A 17,315-nucleotide genomic window follows, 5' to 3' on the forward strand; every position below is an offset into this window, starting at 1 on the left:
CTCATTTGTGTCGCAGTACGCCTCAGCCGGGTTCGGGAACCTGACGGCCGTCCCGGTCGCAGAAGAAGTGGTCGGGGAAGCGGGCGGAACGGCAGCGGTTGGTGACGGTGTCCGGCTTCACGCCCAGCGCCCGCCCCGCGTCCGCCGCATGCTCGTACACCGTCCCCTGCACCGACACTGGCACCGGGGGGCGACGGACCTTTCGCGGGGGCTTCGTCCGCTGGCCCTCGTCCGCGTAGTAGAACCCCCGCCGCCCCGCGTTGATCGACCGGATGATGTGCTTGTCGCCGGTCATCTCCTCCGCCTTCTTCAGCGAGGGGTAGAGGACATGGTTCACGACCACGGGGCGGGCGGCGAGCATCTTTTCCCGCCCCTGCCGGATCAGGTCCTCGACGTCGTAGCCCAACCTTGTCGCCGCCGACTTCGCCGTCGAGCGCACCCACGCACGGTCTTTCGGCGTCGGAACCCCGGCGGCGTTCAAGCGGCGTACCAGTTCGTGGAGGGAGTCCGGGCCGGTCGCCATGATGGCGTCGAACTGGTCTTTGATCAGGGCCAGGCGTTCGTCCGCCGCCTGGCGCATCGCCGCGACGTTGCGGGCGTGCACCTTGTCCTCCAAGGCCTTCCGTTCGAGCAGCGGCATGTCGTACCCGAGCCGCTCCAGGACTGCCTTCACGTTGCCGATGCCCCACCGTGCCCCGCCCTTGAGCGTCGGGATGCCCGCGCGGTTCATCCTGCCCGCGAACTCGCGGAAGTTCAGGAATCCGTCCGCCATCAATTCCTCGACGGACGGGCGGAGCCGTTCCGCCCTTTCGTCAGCGCGGCGCCGGATGGACTCCTTCGCCCGCTCGACGGCCTCCGGCGGGGGCGGCACGCCGAGCACGCCATCGGCCCCCGCGGTCATGTTGTATCCATGTCCGCCGTTGCACATCGTGTCGAACAGCCGGATGTAGTGTTTCTCCCTTTCCCCAGCCTCGCCCCAGTCGTTCAGGAGTTCCAAGAGCTCGACGGTGAAGCTCTCGGCCCCGTATTTCCGGATGGCGCAGTAGAGGGCACGCTGGGATTCCAGCCCGAACGCCTCGTACAGATGCTGCTTCCAGCGTTTCTCAAGCGGAATGTAGGTGATCCCGATGTACCGCTTGCCGTTGACGGTGTTCGTGACGCAGTAGAGGCTCACCTCGATTTCGGGGAAGCCTTCGTCCCTCTTGTGTGTGCTCGGCCTCATGAAGGCGGCTCGCGTAGTCTCTGCCCACTGAAGAATAACGCAGCCGCCGGCGGTTTCGCATTCGGCGGATTTGCCGAGGCCGGCGCCGGTCTCCTCTTTATCCCGGGGTCCGCCTGTCCGCAGCCAAGGCCCGTCCGACCTTCAGACCATCCCACCCGTCTGCCCTCAACACCCGTCCGGGATAAAGAGCGGCCCCCACAACCCGCTCCGTCCGGCTCCACACCCTCTCCCTCCTGTCCTGTCTTCAGGAGCCAGTTGAGGGAAGGGGCCTTTCCCATAAAAGACAGAACAGAAACTACCCTCCACCGCCCCTGCGGGAGTCCGTCACGCTGACGCTGCTGAAATCAGTCCCTCTTAAAAATAGGAGAATATATAGGGGGCTGGCGGAATAACCCCGAAAGCCTTCTCCCGCAACGGTCTCGCGGACCCCCCGTCCTATTTTGAACAGTAGTGCGTCCCATTTTGAACAGTAGTATGGGTGCGCCGCCGGCAGGACGGCATCCTCCGCAGCCGGCAAGTTCGACAGCCATCCACCTTCAGCCCAACGGCTTATGTGTTTGCATGCAACTTGACAGAATGCTTGACTCATGTTAGCCGTTGATCATCGAAGTGATTCCCGCACTGGCTCTGCCTTATGTGTTTGCATGCAATACAGAGCATGACTGAAAAGACGACCGGTTCGGACGGATTCCAATGCGTGACGGAGGGGGAGATGGTGAAGGGGAAGAGGGGCGGGGCACGGCAGGCGGAACCTGCGGCACATCGGGAGACCCGAAGCCCTTCGGGTCACGTCGCGAGGCACGACCCGACGATAGCGGGGATGCCGATCTTCACGGTGCAGCCGAGGGGTAGGAAGGCCGCCGAGGCGTGGGACCGCAACGAGGGCCGCTTCGAGCGCACCGACTGGCTGCCCGTGCACAACGACACGCGGTTCGACGAGGGCAACGTCGAGATCCGTCTCAGCTATCCGGTCTGGCTCAGCGAGATGCACGAGAGCGTGCTCCTGGGATGCCTCGTGCTGGCGGGCCGCATCCCCCCGGCCCGGCGGGAGTTCAGCCCGAGGGTCGTGCCGCTGGCGACCGTCAGCCGGAGCGACGAGCGGTCCGCGTCGGGGCGCCGCGACGACCGAATCGTCATCAGCACGACGGCCTACGCCCTCCTTGAGGCGTCCGGCCTCGCGATCACCGGGCCGAACTACAAGTCGCTGCCGGAGGTCCTCGAAGACCTTTTTCAGATTCGCTACGTCTACCGCGGCGGCTCCGAGGAACGCGGCGGCGGCACCGAGCTTTTCAATTTCGAGGTCGAGGCTGGCGGCCGGCTCCGCATCTGGCTGAGCGAGCGGCTCTCGCGCATCTTCTACACCGATGCCGTGCCCCAGATCGCCCGCTTCGTCAGCATCGACATGGCCGAGCGGTCCCGTCTCAAAGGCGAGATGGCGAGGTTGCTCCACCGCTACCTGTCGGTCGTCGTCTGGCAGGGCGAGAAGGCCCGCCCCTTCTATCCCGACACGCTGCTGGCGCAGGTCTACCGGGACCCGCCGGAGGACCGGAAGGCCAAGTTCCGCCGCCGCGAGGGCCTCTGCAAGGCGCTGGAGCAGATCGCCGCCCTGGACGGGTGGGAGATCGAGATGGACAGCGGACGGAACGACGCCCGCTTCCTGGTCACCAGGCACCGCAACCGGTTCGCCGACCAGTCCGAGGATGTCCCCGCCGGGGAGGGAGGAGACGCATGATGCAGGAACACGCACACTCGATGACGGACATCGGCCCGCCCCTCCTCCTCCCTGGTCGCAAGTACCGGGTCAACCGTCGGAAGGCGGAACGGAACAAGAGGATCGCGGAGATGTGCCGTGAGGGAGCCGCCCTCCCGCAGCTTTCCGAGTGCTTCGGCCTCACCCCGACACAGATCCGCAACATCCTCCGCAGCCAGGGCTTGAAGCCCAACAAGGGGGCTGAACAGATTTCCGAAAGCGATGCGGTCATCGTCGCTTTTCACCGGGCGCGGTTCGCCGCTCCGGTGATCGCCGAGCAGATCGGTCTTCCCCAGGAAGCGGTTCGCCGGACTCTGAAGAGGTTCGGGTTAAAGCCCTGGCCGACGAATTCCAAGACCTGCCTCACTATACCCGATCCGAACATCTTGCGCGACGCGACGATTACCGCTCTGCACGAGATAGGAGCGGCCCCGTCGGTGATCGCCGAGCGGGTTTCGCTGTCCCGCCAGCGCGTGCGCATTATTCTCTGGAACCGCGGACTGAAGCCCAACCCCGAGGTCGAGGGCAGCGTCAGGAACGACATCTCGGTGCGGGACGCATCCATCCTGGCGATGTACGCGGAAGGCGTCAGCATGCCCGCCATCGCCTCCGATCTCGGCCTTACATACCAGCGCGTGCAGCAGATCCTCACGGAGAACGGAATTGCCCCTCGGCGTCGATTGCGGAATCGGGACGCTGAGATCGCTGCGGCGTTCCGCTCCGGAAGCACCGTCGCAGGGGTCGCTGAGCGGTTCGGTGTCACGGCTGACAACGCGAGGCGGATTCTCCGCAGGCATGGGCTGAAGCCCGACCAGAAGACAAAGCACGACCATGCCCGCATTCTCAAGATGGCACAGGCGGGTATGCGTGCGCCGCAGATCGGAACGGAGCTGGGGATCAACCCAAGGGTGGTTGGCGCCATTCTGCACAAGAACGGGGTTCCCCAGCCCCGCTTCAAGTTCGACCATGCCCGCATTCTTGGCATGGCACAGGCGGGCAGGCGGGCCCGTGAAATCGCTTCGGCTCTCGGAATTTCCAGGGCGTCGGTCGGGTACGTCCTGCGTGTCCTGCGGACGAACGGCATCTCCACCTCCCGCAGCGGAGGCGCGTCATGACCGTGTCCCCCTTCGAAGGCGACCTCCTCGTGACCGAGGCGATGGCCGTCTCCAGGAGGGCCTCAGCATGAGCGTGCTCGTCCCCGCCCGCCTGAAAGAGGCTGTGTCCGTCCGGCAGGCCCGCGTCAACGACTTGGCCGGGCAGATCGGCGTCTCCACCGGCCTCGTGCAGGGATGGCTGGACGGCACGGCTCGTCCCGACGCCGCGCAGCTCCTGCGGCTGTCCGTCCTGCTGGCCGTGCCCCCGGCGTTCCTCGTCCGCGAACGCCGCGGCGACGGGCCGCACTGTTTCCACCGGGCGGCTCCGCAGATGGGGGAGCGCTGTTTGTCGGAGATGGAGTCCCTGCTGCTGTGGCTGGGCGACGTCCACGAGGCGCTCGGCCGTTGGATCGAGTTCCCCGAACCGGCCGTTCCGGTCGCCTCTGAGCCGGAGGAGGGGGCCACGGCGGTGCGGGACGCCCTCGGCCTCGGCCTTGGCCCGGTGTCGAACGTGATGGCCGCCTTGGAGCGGCTCGGCGTAGTCGTCGGAACGGGGACCGCCGGGCGAGGAGACCTGGTGGGCAGCACCCGCCTCGACGCCGCCGGCCCCCTCGCCGTCTTGAAGACGGATGGCGTCTCCCCGGTCCGCCTGCGGTTCAACGCCGCGCACGAGCTGGGGCACATCGTGCTTCACAGGCACGTCACCGCGGGCGAGTTCGATGCGGCGGTTTCCGCCTGCCGCTACGACCGCGACTACCAGTTCCGTCCGTCGCCCGCGTGGAGCAAGTTGGAGGGCGAGGCCGACGCCTTCGCCCGCGCCTTCCTGCTGCCGGCCGCGTCGTTCGGCGCCGAGGCGGAGACGAGCACCCCAGGCGACCTCCCCGCCTTGCAGCGGCGCTGGAAGGTGCCCCTGCTCGCCATGATCGATAGGATGCGCGACCTCGGCCTGCTCGACCGGAACGGGAGGGCGTATTGGGTGAAACGGGTCAACACGAAGGCTTGGCTCCCAGCTTCGCAGGGAACCTGCGGGGCATGGCTGCCCCGCGAGCCGATCGGCGACGAGCTTCAGCAGGAAAGACCCGGCTTGCTCGCGTCCGCCGTCGAGCTGGCCGTCACGGAAGGCGGGGTCGGCAGGCGGGAAATCGTCGAGGCGACCGGGCTTTCGTCCGGCGACGTCGAAGCCCTGTGCGGGCTGCCGGGCGGCTGGATTGCGGGCGGCAACGTCGTCCCCCTCCGCGGCGAAAGAAGCACGCTGTCCGTCAGGAGTTGTCATCGCAGAGCCTGAGGCACCGCGTGCCGTTGGCATGCCACCTCTTGACCGTCTTCTTTGCAGCATCACATGCCGGCCACTATTTGACAATAACGCCGCAAAGTGTTATGCATTCATGAGACAAGAACAGGCCATCGCCACAGCGGCGTTCGGCGTGCGGAGGAGGGGCAGGATGGCGGAACGGAATGCGGAGGTGTTCGGCACGCCGATGTATGTCGTCGAGTGCCGGAGGAGAGGCCAGTCCGTGGCCTCGATAGCGAAGGCCATGGGGGTGTCGCGCGAGGCCGTCTACTTCCATTTGCGGCGTGCCGGCATCACCGGACGGACGGAAGGGCTGGCCCGCCCCGGCGGACTTGATGAAGCCTTGGCGAAGGCGAAGGCGGGCGCGGACTCCGGCGAGCTCGCCGCCGAGTTCGGGGTCCGGGAGACGTGGCTGCGGAATGTCCTGCTGCGGCGGTTCGGCTTCCGGTTCGACCGCTCCGGGAGCCTCCGCTCCCGCATCCGGGGTGAGGTCCTCTCATTGGTGCGGATGGGCATGTTCCAGCGCGACATCGCCGCCGAACTCGGCGTCTCGCCGGCCCTCGTGTCGAAGATCGTGGTCGAAGCCGAACGCGGGGGTGCGAGATGAACCGAACGGGCTTCGGGTCTCACCCGATGGCACACGCATTGGATAGAATCGGCTCCGCCGATTCAGTGGCGTCTGCCTCTGCGATGGCTCCCAGCTTCGCAGGGAACCTGCGGGGCATCGACAGAGCCTTGGGCGGCTCAGCCGTGCAAGGCATGCCATCGGCACGCGGTGCCGCAGGCTCTGCGATGACACACGGCACGCTGCAATTTTTCCGACGCCGAGGCTCTCCCCGTGTGTGCCCTGAAGCGCACCGCGGAGGCCGCCGCCGGCGCGAGGTGCGTCCAGACGGTCGCAATCCGGCTGGGCGTGCCGCTGAGGCTGGCTTCGACCCTGCTCCGGCGGGCCGCGGCCGAAGGGCTCATCCCCTCGGGTGTCCTGCCCCGCAAAATCAACCGGGTGGCACGCGTCGAGCCGGAGGCCCTTCTGCTTGCCATCGACGGAGCCCGCTCCGTCCGCGAAGTCGCCGGCCGCCTCGGCCTGTCGTATGCGTGGGCACGGTCGAACCTCCGTCTCGCCGTGCGGGACGGGATCATCCCGGCGTCGGCGGTCCCCGACGGTCGGCAATCCCGCCGGAAGAAGCCCCGGCCCGCCACGCCGCCGGTCGTCCGCAAGCCTCCGCCCACGAAGACCATTGTCGCGCTGCGCGAGCAGGGGCTGCCGTATCGCGAGATCGGCGATCAGGTCGGGCTCTCAGGCGAGCGCGTCCGTCAGATTCTGAAATCCTTCGGCAAGGATGGCCGCCTCCCCGCCAAGCCGGGGGCGGTCAAAATCCCCTACCGTATCTCAGCCGTTCTCGACGAGGCCCACGAGCTCGCCCGGAGCGGCGAGACGCTCGCGGAAATCTCCCGGCGCCTCCGCGTTAACCCGACCGATCTGTCCGCCGCCCTGGCGGGACGTTTCGGCTTCCGCTTCCGGGTGGGATCACGACCCAAGCCCGGACGCGACGAGGAGGTAGCGAAGCTGCACGCGGAAGGACTCACGCAGGCTGAGATCGGGCGCAGGCTCGGAATCGTGCAGCCGCAGGTCAGCAAGCTCTTCAAGCGTCTCGGGCTGGCCAGCACCGTCCGCCGCCCGAGGCCCTGACCCGAAGGGCGGCGCAGGAACACGGAGCGGTCTCTGCGATGCTCCCCTGCGAAGCCGGGAGCCATGACGCCTGCCCGGGACGGGGGACCGGCGGACTCCTGGAACGATGCGGCTTTCCCTGCCCTGTCGGCGGGGTTTCCGGAAACCGCATCGGGAGACGTCAATGGACGGTATTTTCACCGGTAACGGCATCGCCGCAGCCGATCCCTCGCTGGAGCTGCTGGAAGCGGCGGCCGCCGCAGCATTCGCGACGAGGACGCTGCACCAGGCGGCGGCCAAGCTCGGCCTGCCCCTTCGAACAGCCACGGCGCTCATCAAGCAGGCCGCAGCCGAGGGCTTGATCCCCGAGAAGAAGCCGCCGCAGGGCCGTATCCTGCTCACCCCGCAGGGCCGCGTGCTCAAAAAGCCCGGTGCCCCCGCTGAGAAGCTCGTCCGCATCTTCGGGGGGAACGCCCGATGAATGCGGTCGCAGTGCTTGAGAACGGCTCGATCATGATTCCGGCTCCGCCTGATCTGGTGAAAGCGATGGAGGACATGGCCGAGGCTATGAGGTATCTGCACGAAATTGCGATCTGCATCCCCGAGCAGATGGATTGGCTGGGGGCGGTGGGTGCGACGGCGAGGGCGAAGGAAGCTCTGCACAAGTCCGCGGACAAGCTCGGACTGCCTCTGCACACGATCGCCGCGCTGGTCAAGCAGGCGGCCGCCGAAGGTCTGATGCCACAGGCCAGCAGTCTGACACCACAGGCAAGCACCATCCCCTATCCGCAAGTCCGCGGCCGCCCGCGGGCCAGCATCTCCCCCGAAGACATCGTCCGTGCCCTCGAAGATGCCCGGTCAATGAAAGAGGTCGCCCTGCGCCTTGGAACGTCCTGCGGGACGGCCCGAAAATATGTGCGGCTTGCGGTCGAGGACGGCCATGTTTCCAAAGACAGCGTTCCCGATGTCCGCAAGGCTCGGCGCGGGGGTGGTCGGAAGAGCAAAAAGCGTTGCCGCCGACTCGACCGTGCCCGCCATCGGCCGGTGCCGATTTCCCCGCAGATGATCGCCCCGGCGCTGGAGGGGGCCAAATCCATCCGCGAGGTCGCTGACCGGCTCGCCCTGCCCTACGTCCGCGTCCGGGTAGCTTTGGCAAAAGCTTTGCGAGACGGGCACATCCCTGCTGAAGTCGTTCCCGACGGCCGCAGGGTCAAGGATGAAACCAAGGCCACGGCATGCCGCTTGCGCGGCGAAGGGTGGACGCTGGCGAGCATCGGGAAGGCGATCGGTGTCTCCCGCCAGCGCGTCCACACCATGCTCCAGGAGGCGGAGCGGTTCTGATCGTCAGAGCAGCTCCCGGATGCCGGTCAGGGCACGCAGCATGCCCTCGCTGATCACGTCGTCCGGGACGCTGCTGCCGGTGACGTGCCCGACGCCGAAGACCCTGGTGGCGCCGCGCTGGGTCTCGGAGTAGTAGCGTTCCTTCCTGCCCGTCGAGTAGGCGTGCCGCAACGTGTTCTTCTCCGGCACGCCTCCGCGGATCGCGTCGAAGGCGACCATGCCGACGGCCAGGATGACCTTCGGGCGGAGCGCCATCACGATCCTCATCGAGTTCTTCTCGAACGCCTCGGTGAGGTGCGGCGGGATGGTTTCGTGCCTGCCCTTCGTCTGTAGATGCCAGACGTTCATCCCCGTCGCCCCGGCGAGGGTCGGCATCATGTCGAGCGCGGAGAAACATCCTTGGAGGACGCGGGCGAAGACGTGCTGGTGCTCGACGTACGAGTTCACCTCGGGGATGGTCCCCGACAGCATCGTCCTGTTCGTCTCGTCGGACCAGTCCCCGTCCCCACTGAAGTTGCTCGGGTTCTGCCCGCAGATGAGCAGGTCCACCCGCCCCGACGGCGGCAGCGGCGTGTAAAGGATTGCGAACCCCGGCTTCGGACGGGTCGCGTCCGGGTAGAACAGCGGCTCACGGTGGTTCTCTTCCGCCAGCTTCCACGTCGCGTCGTAGACGCGCTGGACTGCCTCACGCACGTTGTCCGCCATCGGTTCCTCCTCACAACCAAAGGATCATAGACCGGAAAGCGGAGCGGATCTCCGGCATTTTCGCTCGCCCGTCCGGCGGCTCCGTCCTCAACTTGACATAACACACGATTCGTGTTATGCATTTGGTGACCGTGACAGTCCGCCTTCCGAGGCGGCGAACCAGGAGACGACGATGCAGACGGACACCGCGATAGACACCGAATTCGAAGGGCGGCATTGGGTTGTCCGCGTCGGACGCCTTTACGGCGAGCCGCGCGGCACCCGCGAGGAGGCCCGCCGAGACTACCGTCGCGAGGCCGAGGCCAACACTGGCGTCGAGGTCTCGCTGGAGGAGTACGTCGGGTTCGCGACGTACCGCACGCTCGCCCGCAGCGGACACAAGAAGGCCCTGCCTTCGCGGGCCACCCGCCCCGCAGCCCCGCCGGCCAGGGTCGGCCTTCTCGGCAGGGCCCTCGGCTTCGTCGGACTGCTGGCCGCCTGACCCGAAGGGCTTCGCAGGTTCCCCGGGTCTTCCCAAATGACGTCTCCGTCCGTGTCCGCATCGGGCGATGGGCGGGAACGCCATTACTCAACCCGGATGGGCGTGTCGGCAGGATCTGGCCCAAGGTCCCGAGGAGACATCGAATAGCTCCCTTCCTCCTACACGGCCAATCCAATATTCACAAAATAAATTAAAAGATGACCACATTTTGTTTACATGGCGTTCTCTCCGTTGGCTTTCCTCTCTATTGCCTCCTGCTTGTCTCAACTTGACATAATTAACCTACCGTGTTATGCATATAATAAAGAAACACGGGAGGTTCCAATGGCTACCAAAGAGATGAAAGAGTATGTGAAGACGTTGGCCCCGGTTCTAGCTGGAGCCGGAATAACCGAGTGGGAGTTCGAGGAGACAAAGAAGCATCCGCGGATACGCTACAATGTTGCGGGAAGCTGGTTTACATACCCGTTCCCGAAGACGGCCAGCGACTACCGCTCGGTGAAGAATTCGGTCTCCGACCTGCGCAAGGCGATCGTGCAGGCCAGGGAGATGACGGCCCGCAGGGCTGCGGCGGCCTTCGTCCATTGACCCCTTCTGCTGCGCACCGCAGGGCACACAGCAAAAGCGGATCGGATGTGGGATCAGCGGCGGACCTGGAGCTCCAGGCTGAACCCGCCCGGGAGCGGGCTGTAGAACCAGTAGGCGACCACGACGCCGGGGTCTGGCACCTTCTCGATGCACTGCTGCCGGATGTCCTCTTGCGAGCCGGTGAAGTGGAAGTCGGGCTCCCAGACGTTCCCCGCCTTCTCGAAATCGGGCGCGGGTACGGCGTTGCGGAAGAGATGGCTCAGGTCGGTCATGACTTCTCGATCGGAGATGGTTTTTAGACGATGGCGGACGGACGCCACAGTAGCCCGGCTCCGTTCCTACGAAAAAGCGGAATCCCCGCAAATGGCGTCGTTCGACGCCTGCCCGGGACGGAGGCGGAATCCGCCGAGTCCAGTTCCCCAATCATGCCTCGCAGGCCGAGCCTTCGGGGCTGTGCCATCAATCACAGGAGCCGATCACGATGACGACAGACACCGATTTCAAGAACCAGACCGCCACCCGGGAAGCAATGGACGCACTCGTCGTCGATGGCGATTTCTCCATGTTCTCCGAGCTTGTTGTCTCCGGTCGCTTCGACCCGCGGCTGCTCGACCTGTCCGACACGGACACGGCCTGGCGGGTCGCGGAGGCGGAGATCAGGGCACAGGCCGACGCCTTCCACGAGGACTGCCGTTCCCCCCTCCCCGCCGAGGTCGCCCCCGACTGGACGACCGGGCCGAAATGGATGGACGCCGCCCGCAAGTGCGCCGCGCACGCCCTGCACTTCCACGGTGTCCACCTCGATCCCGGCCTCCCCGTGCGGCGGAAATGACCCTCGGCGACCAGCAGCTCGCCTGCGGGATTCCTTGCGCCACCTCCCATCACGTGTTAGCAGAAAGAGATTATCTATTTGCATGTCAACACTAATGAGGAGGCGCTAGCATGAGCATCATCTGCGGATACCCGATAATCGGGAAGGGCTACATCGTGCCGACCGGCGAGATCGCCGTCGTCGGGCTCATCGACGACATGATCCACGACGACCGCAGCCGCAGCTACGTCCAGCCGCGGCTTGTCGAGGGCATGCGGTTCCCGCGGACGCCGGTGGGCGGAAGGGACGCGACCGGGTTCGCCGAGCGGCTGTTCGGCGACCTTGAGCGGCTCTACGGCGGGCGGCGGCGCCAGTTCGCGGTTCACGTCATGATCGTGGACGAGGGATGGACGATAAAGCAGGCGTACAGCCGACGCCGCCTGCTGAGCGAGGCCGAGTGGGTGAGCGACTGCCCCCCGACGATCGGCTTTCCCGTTCCTAAGATCACCACTCCCCTCTCCGGCGTTCCGTCGGCTGCGTGATCCGATTTTTTGCCGGCTTGTGTTATGCAAGCGACGGCCGTATGCGGAACGCAGTGACAGGAATCGGCGGGGAGGATGCAATGTCGAATGCGGGTTGGGCGGTCGTGTGCGCGAAGGACGGACGGATCAGGTGGGTGGTGGACGCTGAGACCGGCTCCAGCCGGAGCCGCGTGCTGACCCTCTCCATGAACAAAGACGGAACTGTCGCCACCCAGTGGGACGACATTGATCGCATGGACGGCTTCGCGGCATCGACGGTGCCGGCCGGCTCAGACCTCGAAGGCCACGGAGTCCAGGTCCGGGGCATGCACGCCGCGGCGGGGATCGCGACATTGCTCGATTCCGTCCGCGAGGCCCGTCAAGCGTAGCTGCCTCCCTCCGGGGTGGGGCGAACGCTGTCCGCCCAAGGCTATGCCATCCCTGCCCGCTACAGCGACATCCGACATAGTGAGACGCTGAATGCCACACTATCCCGGGCGAAGTGTGTCCTCACCCCCGACGGATCGGCTCTCCCCGGAAGGCGCGGCGACAATGGCCAGACCTCTGCAAGATGTGCCATAGTAACTGCTATGCACTCTCCCCCAACTCTGATGCATATGCTTTGACGAAATACGTTGTGAATAATCATTTACTTGCATTTATTCTTTACATTGTAAATTTATTCGCATAGCATCAACACATGACCAAACGACGGCGGATGCCGCGAACGGAAGAGGCAATAAAATGGCAAAGTTCTTGACCGAATACGACGAAGTGGTGGTGATCGACCCCGAGACTGTCGCCCGCGCGATCGAGCTGTGCGAAGAGGACGGCGACGAGGAAGGTGGGTTCCTCGTGTATGAGAACGGTCGCATCGTGCACGCCGAATCTCACGAGCGCTTCCATGGTCTCGGCTACGTCACCGTCGATGCCTCGGGCGTGACCGATGCCCGCGAGATCGATGAGGCCGAGCTGATCACGCTGTCGCACGGCTGGGTCGGCGATCTCGACTACCTCACCGGGGCGGAGCAGGGCGTGACGACCGCAGACGGGTTCATGCGGGCCATCGCCAAGCAGGTGTCCCAGGACTCCGCTCCGGAGGACGTGTCTGAAATGACGATCTCGATCCTGGCGCCCGGACGGCGCGTGGTCGTCGCCGAAGGCAGGGTCGGGGCCTACCTCTGACCCGAAGGGCTTGGCGGGGCAGCCGCTCCGCCCCCTTCCCCGACCTCGGCGGACAGCCGACGGGGTCCGGCAAGGGAAAAGCTCAACGGAACGACGAAGAAGCCGGGGGAGGCCAAGTTGGGAGCTGAATTGGAGGCTGATCCGTCCGCTGGAAAATCCGCTGCCGGAAAGCGGCGTGGACGCCCGACGCTCGACGACAGGCCGATGACCAAGTCCGAGGGCGTGGCGCGGCACCGGGCGAAGATGCGGAGCCAGGGGGCGCCGACGGCTGACGACATCAGGAAGCTCATCTCCTCCGCCGTGCTCGCGGAATGGAGCCGCATCGAGGCGCCGGACAGGGACGTGATCCTGGCGGGCGTCCGGGCCTGCGCCGAGCGTCGGAAGCTGGACCCCGACCGGGCCGAAGCTGGTCTGATGCGACTTGTCGGATCATGTTGAACGACGGAGGCTTCGGCCTCCGTCGTCGTTTGAAGGCGATGTCGGCTGATTAAATCGATAAACCTCTTGCTCATTATACCATATCGTATTATATATTACTTCAGATAAGGCGGTTGGCAGCGGTTTCCAAACGTCCCAACCCAGGGGCGTCGAGGCTGGGCATGCCAAGCAGCTTCGCAGCTCGTCTGCGGAGCATCGGGGCCGTCCGGTTCCGCCACGTGAGTTTTCCATTGACCGGACGGATTTGCCGAAAGGCGGGCTGCCTTCAAACATGTCCGCAAATGCTCAGAACGGGGGCCGAGGGGCGGGATCGCAAGATTCCGCCCCTCGGCTTTCCGCTTCCTGCACCCCGCCACCGAAGTGAACGTTCCTTCACAATGGCTATTGTGTCCCCATGCCAACCCGCTCTAGCTTGCAGGTGAGGTTGGGCTTCGGCCCGCACCGTGCAGCGACGGGGATCGGATCATGAAGAAGGGCATCCGGGAGATGGTGAACGTTTTCGACGGCATCCTAGCCGACGCATGCGTGAAACAGTGGGATGTCGAAGTCACGAAGCGGCATTCCAAGCTCCGGTTCGTCCGCGCGGACGGTCGTCCGGGCATGCTTGTCTTCCCGTGCACAAGCAGCGACCACCGGGCCGTGAAGAACGCGTCCTCGACGCTGCGTCGCCTGCTCGCTGCTTGACCTGTGCCGGGGCGGATTCCGTCCGCACGCATATACGCCTGATTCATCTAGTCATGTTATGCAATCTGCATGAAGGCGCCCACCTTTTGCAGCGGGCTTCCGTCCCTTTATGTGTTGGCATGTTTTCATCTGACGCGCTATCCTGACCCAGTGAGGTGAACCGGGAGGGGCAGATGGCGATACGCAGAAGTGAGAGGTTGGACTGGTCTGACATCCATCGGCGTCTGAAAGTGGTGCAGGGGCTGCCAGTCGAGGCGATAGCCGTCCGATGCGGCGTCAGCAAGAAGACGGTTTTCGCGGCGTTCAGCCGGGTCGAGAGGCTGGGCGGGGCCGCCGTGCCGCGGGGTTCAGGCGGGGGCCTGGGCGACGCGTCCGCCTGCATTCTCTGACCCCGGCAGACTGCATCATGAACGCCGCTCACGACCTTTTCGACACGATAGCGGACACCCTGTGCGGTCCGTCCGCCCCCATGTCGTCGCCCTACCTGCCCCCCGCCGACACCGGGCGCCACGTCGTCCTGAAGACGCTGGGCGGGGCCAGAGAGATCGTCCATCCGTCCGCCGGGCATCCGTCCCCGCGGCTTTTTGTGCTGCGGGACGCCGTCGCCGTCGAGCTCCTGACGGTCGGGACGGACGGCAGCCAGTGTTCCGTGACGGCCGTGCCGACACCCGACGGGTGGCGGTTCGACAAGACGGAGTCCTGCCGCTGCCGGCATATCCCCGACTACGCGACCTCCGACATCGACGGCTTCGTCCGCTATGCGGTCAAGGAGCTGGGCCGCTGGTGCTGACCCGCAGGGCCTCGAACACCGACCGCTTAGGGCGACGGTCGGATTTCAAGACCTTGCCCACCGCAATGGTGTGAGGCCCACTGATTTTGGGGGCGTGGCCATGATCCATCAATCGAGCCCCCCTTATCCAGTCCACGACCTTCCAGGCGAAGGTGTCCTTGCCGAGTGGAGCCTTGTCGTCGGTCACAGGCAACCCGGCGGCTTCCGCGACCTGGATGGCGCCCCACATAAGCCAAACGTTGGCTGGAAGCGCCAAGGCGTAGTTAGAGCCGCCGCTCTGGGTCTGGGATGCGTTCAAGCACAACTCGGCGACAAGCGCGAGCGCCTTGTGCGGTGGCGTATCCAGGGGGGTCAGCGTCCGTCGCAGGATCTCGGTCACTTTTGCCCGCACTTCAGGATCGGAGAGCAGGCCATCCGCAGCCCGGGCTTTTGCGTCTTCCACGATCGCCCTGACGGTTTCCAGCGGCATACCCGTAGCGGCCGCCACCTCTTCGGACGGATCGATTTTTACTCTTACCGAGGCGAACCGCCTTTTCAGCTCGTCATGATCCGACCAGATCGGCACGGATGAATTCGTCCTCCCCTTCTTTCTGAACGGAGCCATGACGGCCTTCACGCCTGCTGGGCCAATGGCGTCGGCGACGGCGCTTGTTGCGGCCTCCGCGAGCACTTCGTTCAGACAATTGGTAGCCCAGCGAGAAACCGACTGGTATGCCTTCGACATTGCCATACCCGGGACCACCCCGCCGCGGGCGACGATGATCACGCTCTTACGGCGGGCATCCTCGGCAATATGTTCTGCACGTTCCTCCCTCTTGATCTGCAAACTGATCTCTTTGTCTCCGGCGGTCATATCCGCCCTGCTCGTCGGCTTCCTCTGTCCCTTCGCTTTCGGAGGCTGCGGCACCTCCTCGCTGACCAGCCCGCACTCAAAGACCACCGAACGTGCGAGATGTCCGACTCTCGCCATCTCGTCGGAGTAGACTTTGGTGTGAGCAGGCTTTTTGATCATCGTCATCGCCGCGTGGCAGACATCCGCCGCCGAGCCGAGCCTGCGGGCGACCGCCTCGGTGTCCACTCCCACCCCCGGCTTCCAAGCCCAGTCCGGATAATCCGACTGGTCTTCAGGCTTGGCGTTTTGGCGATCCCAGCCCCAGTTGCCCCGCAAGGCCGCTGCCGACAGCCCGAAAAGCCGAGGAAGGATGTCGTCCACCCGATTGGGGGTGTTGTACACGACGAGCTTCGCGAGGCCGATGCATAGATTGGCGTTGTCCGTTGCCTCGTCCAAAACCGTCTGGGCTGCCCCGACCACTCTCGATGACCATTTGTGTTCGGGGCAGTCCTCGGGAGCGTGAGGCCACGGAAGCAGGTCGCACGTTTCGGGGGTGTGCTCGTCGCGGTCATGGTCCTCGGACCGCATCGGCGGCAGCTTCCATACGTTGGTAAGCAGACCCACCGCACGGGCCGTTTTGCGGGAGTCCAACACCGCTCTCACGAGTTCCGCGGCTTGGCCGAAGTCGTCTCGATCAAGGCCGTTCAGGTTGAAACGGGACAGGGGTCCCCGGCGGCGAGTCTTCGCCAGAAGCTTGGCGAACGCATGTCTGGCCCCGACATACTCCAGCACGCCGCGCAACATATCCCAATGAAGGTCGTCGATGACCTTGAACTCTTCGCCGGGAGGGATGGTCGGACGTCTCGGCAATTTTGGCTTTGGCAGATCGATCCCTTTGGCCTTCTCTTCCTCCCAAGCTTTCAGGACTCTCTCTTTCTCCGCCTTCCAAATTTCTGTTGTCTTCTCACGGGCCTTACGCAGTTGGGGGCCGCCTACGGATTCCTTGGCCCGGCGGATGGCATCGCGTATCGTTCCCGTGGCGGCAGCAACCGCGTCCCGAAGATCCTGCGGCCCATCCCATCGAGCAAAAACCTCGCGTTGCCGCTTTGGTAGAGCGGCAATCCGTTCCGGTGTGCCGACTGAACCTGACGGCCCCCTTCCCAAGACCCATTCGTCGTCATCGTCAGGCTGAGCGTCCCAGCAGCTTGCCTCACCGTCGGGCCGGTCTCGGCCTTCCTCCTCGATCCACCCGCCGCAAAGGTTCGCGAGGAGAAGGGCGGCCGCAGTGCTGTCATGGGCGATTTCGAGAAGACCGGATACCGGACCATTGATTTCGGCATCCTTGTCTTCCCCGGCCTCGTCAGAGGCTTTCCAAATGCCGAGGGCGGTCTCGTAGACCTCCATCACCGCGGCGATGTGCTCCCGCGTGCGGCGGACGGACTCCGAGCCTTCCGGCAGCCCGAGCCGCTCCGCCAGGTAGTCGCGGTCGCTGTCGGCGAAGGGATACGCCTCCATCCGGCTCACCCCGCTCTTCTCCACGCGGGAACCGTCGCGGGCGTATCGCCCCGGCTTGAGCTTGCTGCGGCCGAGGTTGGGCACGTCCTCCAGGCGCGACCACGCCTCGGCGATCACGAGGCCCCACTCCAGCTCCCGGTCGCCCCCGTTGCCCAGGATTCTGCCAACGCCGCCCATCGCCGCCTCAAGCCTTGGAGTGTCAACACTTTTGCCATGGCCATACAGCCAAATGGGGTAGGGCGGCAAGCGACAACGTGCGGTGCCGTTGCTTTTGTGTTGACATGTTTACGCCATGCGGATCTCGGACCCCGTTTCGGACGGAACAACGCAGAGGCGATAAATCATATCGCATTCGCGCTAAAGCCTTTGACGTCCTGCTGTTCTCTGGTTAACATGCC

At 65.1% G+C, this 17,315-nt stretch carries 20 protein-coding genes; 16 read left to right on the top strand and 4 right to left on the bottom strand.

What is annotated here, in order from left to right:
• Positions 1-22: 22 nt before the first annotated feature.
• Positions 23-1,222 carry a GIY-YIG nuclease family protein gene (locus TSO5_RS16210; protein WP_109152511.1) on the bottom strand — a complete coding sequence of 400 codons (1,200 nt, stop codon included), beginning with the start codon at positions 1,220-1,222 and terminating at the stop codon, positions 23-25.
• A gap of 820 nt (positions 1,223-2,042) precedes the next feature.
• Here TSO5_RS16210 and repC point away from each other — a divergent pair.
• The 7 genes from repC to TSO5_RS16245 all read left to right on the top strand — a co-directional run bounded on the left by repC (position 2,043) and on the right by TSO5_RS16245 (position 8,367).
• Entirely contained in the window at positions 2,043-2,954 is a 912-nt protein-coding gene (repC, locus tag TSO5_RS16215; RefSeq protein ID WP_158282431.1) for a replication protein C, IncQ-type, read from the top strand.
• Positions 2,951-4,087, top strand: coding sequence for a hypothetical protein (locus TSO5_RS32730; RefSeq protein ID WP_158282432.1), 1,137 nt, complete (start codon positions 2,951-2,953; stop codon positions 4,085-4,087). Before repC ends, TSO5_RS32730 begins: the two co-directional genes overlap by 4 nt.
• Before the next feature lie 67 nt (positions 4,088-4,154).
• Entirely contained in the window at positions 4,155-5,351 is a 1,197-nt protein-coding gene (locus TSO5_RS16225; RefSeq protein ID WP_158282433.1) for an ImmA/IrrE family metallo-endopeptidase, read from the top strand.
• A 157-nt stretch (positions 5,352-5,508) separates the two neighbouring features.
• Positions 5,509-5,964, top strand: a complete 456-nt coding sequence (locus tag TSO5_RS16230; protein WP_109152515.1) for a hypothetical protein — start codon at positions 5,509-5,511, stop codon at positions 5,962-5,964.
• A gap of 231 nt (positions 5,965-6,195) precedes the next feature.
• Positions 6,196-7,047 (top strand): sigma factor-like helix-turn-helix DNA-binding protein, encoded by an 852-nt coding sequence (locus TSO5_RS16235; protein ID WP_109152516.1) that lies wholly within the window; start codon positions 6,196-6,198, stop codon positions 7,045-7,047.
• Between the two features lie 163 nt (positions 7,048-7,210).
• Positions 7,211-7,507: a hypothetical protein gene (locus TSO5_RS16240; RefSeq protein WP_109152517.1), complete on the top strand. Its 297-nt coding sequence runs from the start codon at positions 7,211-7,213 to the stop codon at positions 7,505-7,507.
• Positions 7,504-8,367 (top strand): hypothetical protein, encoded by an 864-nt coding sequence (locus TSO5_RS16245; protein ID WP_109152518.1) that lies wholly within the window; start codon positions 7,504-7,506, stop codon positions 8,365-8,367. Before TSO5_RS16240 ends, TSO5_RS16245 begins: the two co-directional genes overlap by 4 nt.
• A 3-nt stretch (positions 8,368-8,370) precedes the next feature.
• Here the strand turns inward: TSO5_RS16245 and TSO5_RS16250 are convergent, their stop codons facing one another.
• Positions 8,371-9,072: a hypothetical protein gene (locus TSO5_RS16250; RefSeq protein WP_109152519.1), complete on the bottom strand. Its 702-nt coding sequence runs from the start codon at positions 9,070-9,072 to the stop codon at positions 8,371-8,373.
• 172 nt (positions 9,073-9,244) lie between these two features.
• Here TSO5_RS16250 and TSO5_RS16255 point away from each other — a divergent pair, with 172 nt between their 5' ends.
• Positions 9,245-9,553, top strand: a complete 309-nt coding sequence (locus tag TSO5_RS16255) for a hypothetical protein (RefSeq protein ID WP_109152520.1) — start codon at positions 9,245-9,247, stop codon at positions 9,551-9,553.
• Positions 9,554-9,877: 324 nt separating this feature from the next.
• Entirely contained in the window at positions 9,878-10,141 is a 264-nt protein-coding gene (locus tag TSO5_RS16260; RefSeq protein WP_109152521.1) for a hypothetical protein, read from the top strand.
• Positions 10,142-10,194: 53 nt separating this feature from the next.
• Here the strand turns inward: TSO5_RS16260 and TSO5_RS16265 are convergent, their stop codons facing one another.
• Positions 10,195-10,413 (bottom strand): hypothetical protein, encoded by a 219-nt coding sequence (locus TSO5_RS16265; protein WP_109152522.1) that lies wholly within the window; start codon positions 10,411-10,413, stop codon positions 10,195-10,197.
• Positions 10,414-10,622: 209 nt separating this feature from the next.
• Here TSO5_RS16265 and TSO5_RS16270 point away from each other — a divergent pair, with 209 nt between their 5' ends.
• From TSO5_RS16270 to TSO5_RS16305, 7 genes are all read left to right on the top strand, one after another.
• Positions 10,623-10,973, top strand: coding sequence for a hypothetical protein (locus TSO5_RS16270; protein ID WP_109152523.1), 351 nt, complete (start codon positions 10,623-10,625; stop codon positions 10,971-10,973).
• Positions 10,974-11,083: 110 nt separating this feature from the next.
• Complete coding sequence (locus TSO5_RS16275) at positions 11,084-11,494, top strand: hypothetical protein (RefSeq protein ID WP_109152524.1); 411 nt, start codon at positions 11,084-11,086, stop codon at positions 11,492-11,494.
• 137 nt (positions 11,495-11,631) lie between these two features.
• Complete coding sequence (locus TSO5_RS16280; protein WP_146203763.1) at positions 11,632-11,862, top strand: hypothetical protein; 231 nt, start codon at positions 11,632-11,634, stop codon at positions 11,860-11,862.
• Between the two features lie 355 nt (positions 11,863-12,217).
• Positions 12,218-12,658: a hypothetical protein gene (locus TSO5_RS16285; RefSeq protein WP_109152526.1), complete on the top strand. Its 441-nt coding sequence runs from the start codon at positions 12,218-12,220 to the stop codon at positions 12,656-12,658.
• Positions 12,659-12,862: 204 nt separating this feature from the next.
• Positions 12,863-13,096 carry a hypothetical protein gene (locus TSO5_RS16290; RefSeq protein WP_109152527.1) on the top strand — a complete coding sequence of 78 codons (234 nt, stop codon included), beginning with the start codon at positions 12,863-12,865 and terminating at the stop codon, positions 13,094-13,096.
• Positions 13,097-13,561: 465 nt separating this feature from the next.
• Positions 13,562-13,780, top strand: coding sequence for a hypothetical protein (locus TSO5_RS16295; RefSeq protein ID WP_109152528.1), 219 nt, complete (start codon positions 13,562-13,564; stop codon positions 13,778-13,780).
• Positions 13,781-14,249: 469 nt separating this feature from the next.
• Positions 14,250-14,570: a hypothetical protein gene (locus TSO5_RS16305; protein ID WP_146203764.1), complete on the top strand. Its 321-nt coding sequence runs from the start codon at positions 14,250-14,252 to the stop codon at positions 14,568-14,570.
• Here the strand turns inward: TSO5_RS16305 and TSO5_RS16310 are convergent.
• Positions 14,545-17,034: a hypothetical protein gene (locus tag TSO5_RS16310; protein WP_146203765.1), complete on the bottom strand. Its 2,490-nt coding sequence runs from the start codon at positions 17,032-17,034 to the stop codon at positions 14,545-14,547. The two genes, TSO5_RS16305 and TSO5_RS16310, sit on opposite strands and share 26 nt — an antisense overlap.
• Positions 17,035-17,315: the final 281 nt, after the last annotated feature.

Origin of the sequence: Azospirillum sp. TSO5 (assembly GCF_003116065.1) — a bacterium.
Taxonomy (GTDB): domain Bacteria; phylum Pseudomonadota; class Alphaproteobacteria; order Azospirillales; family Azospirillaceae; genus Azospirillum.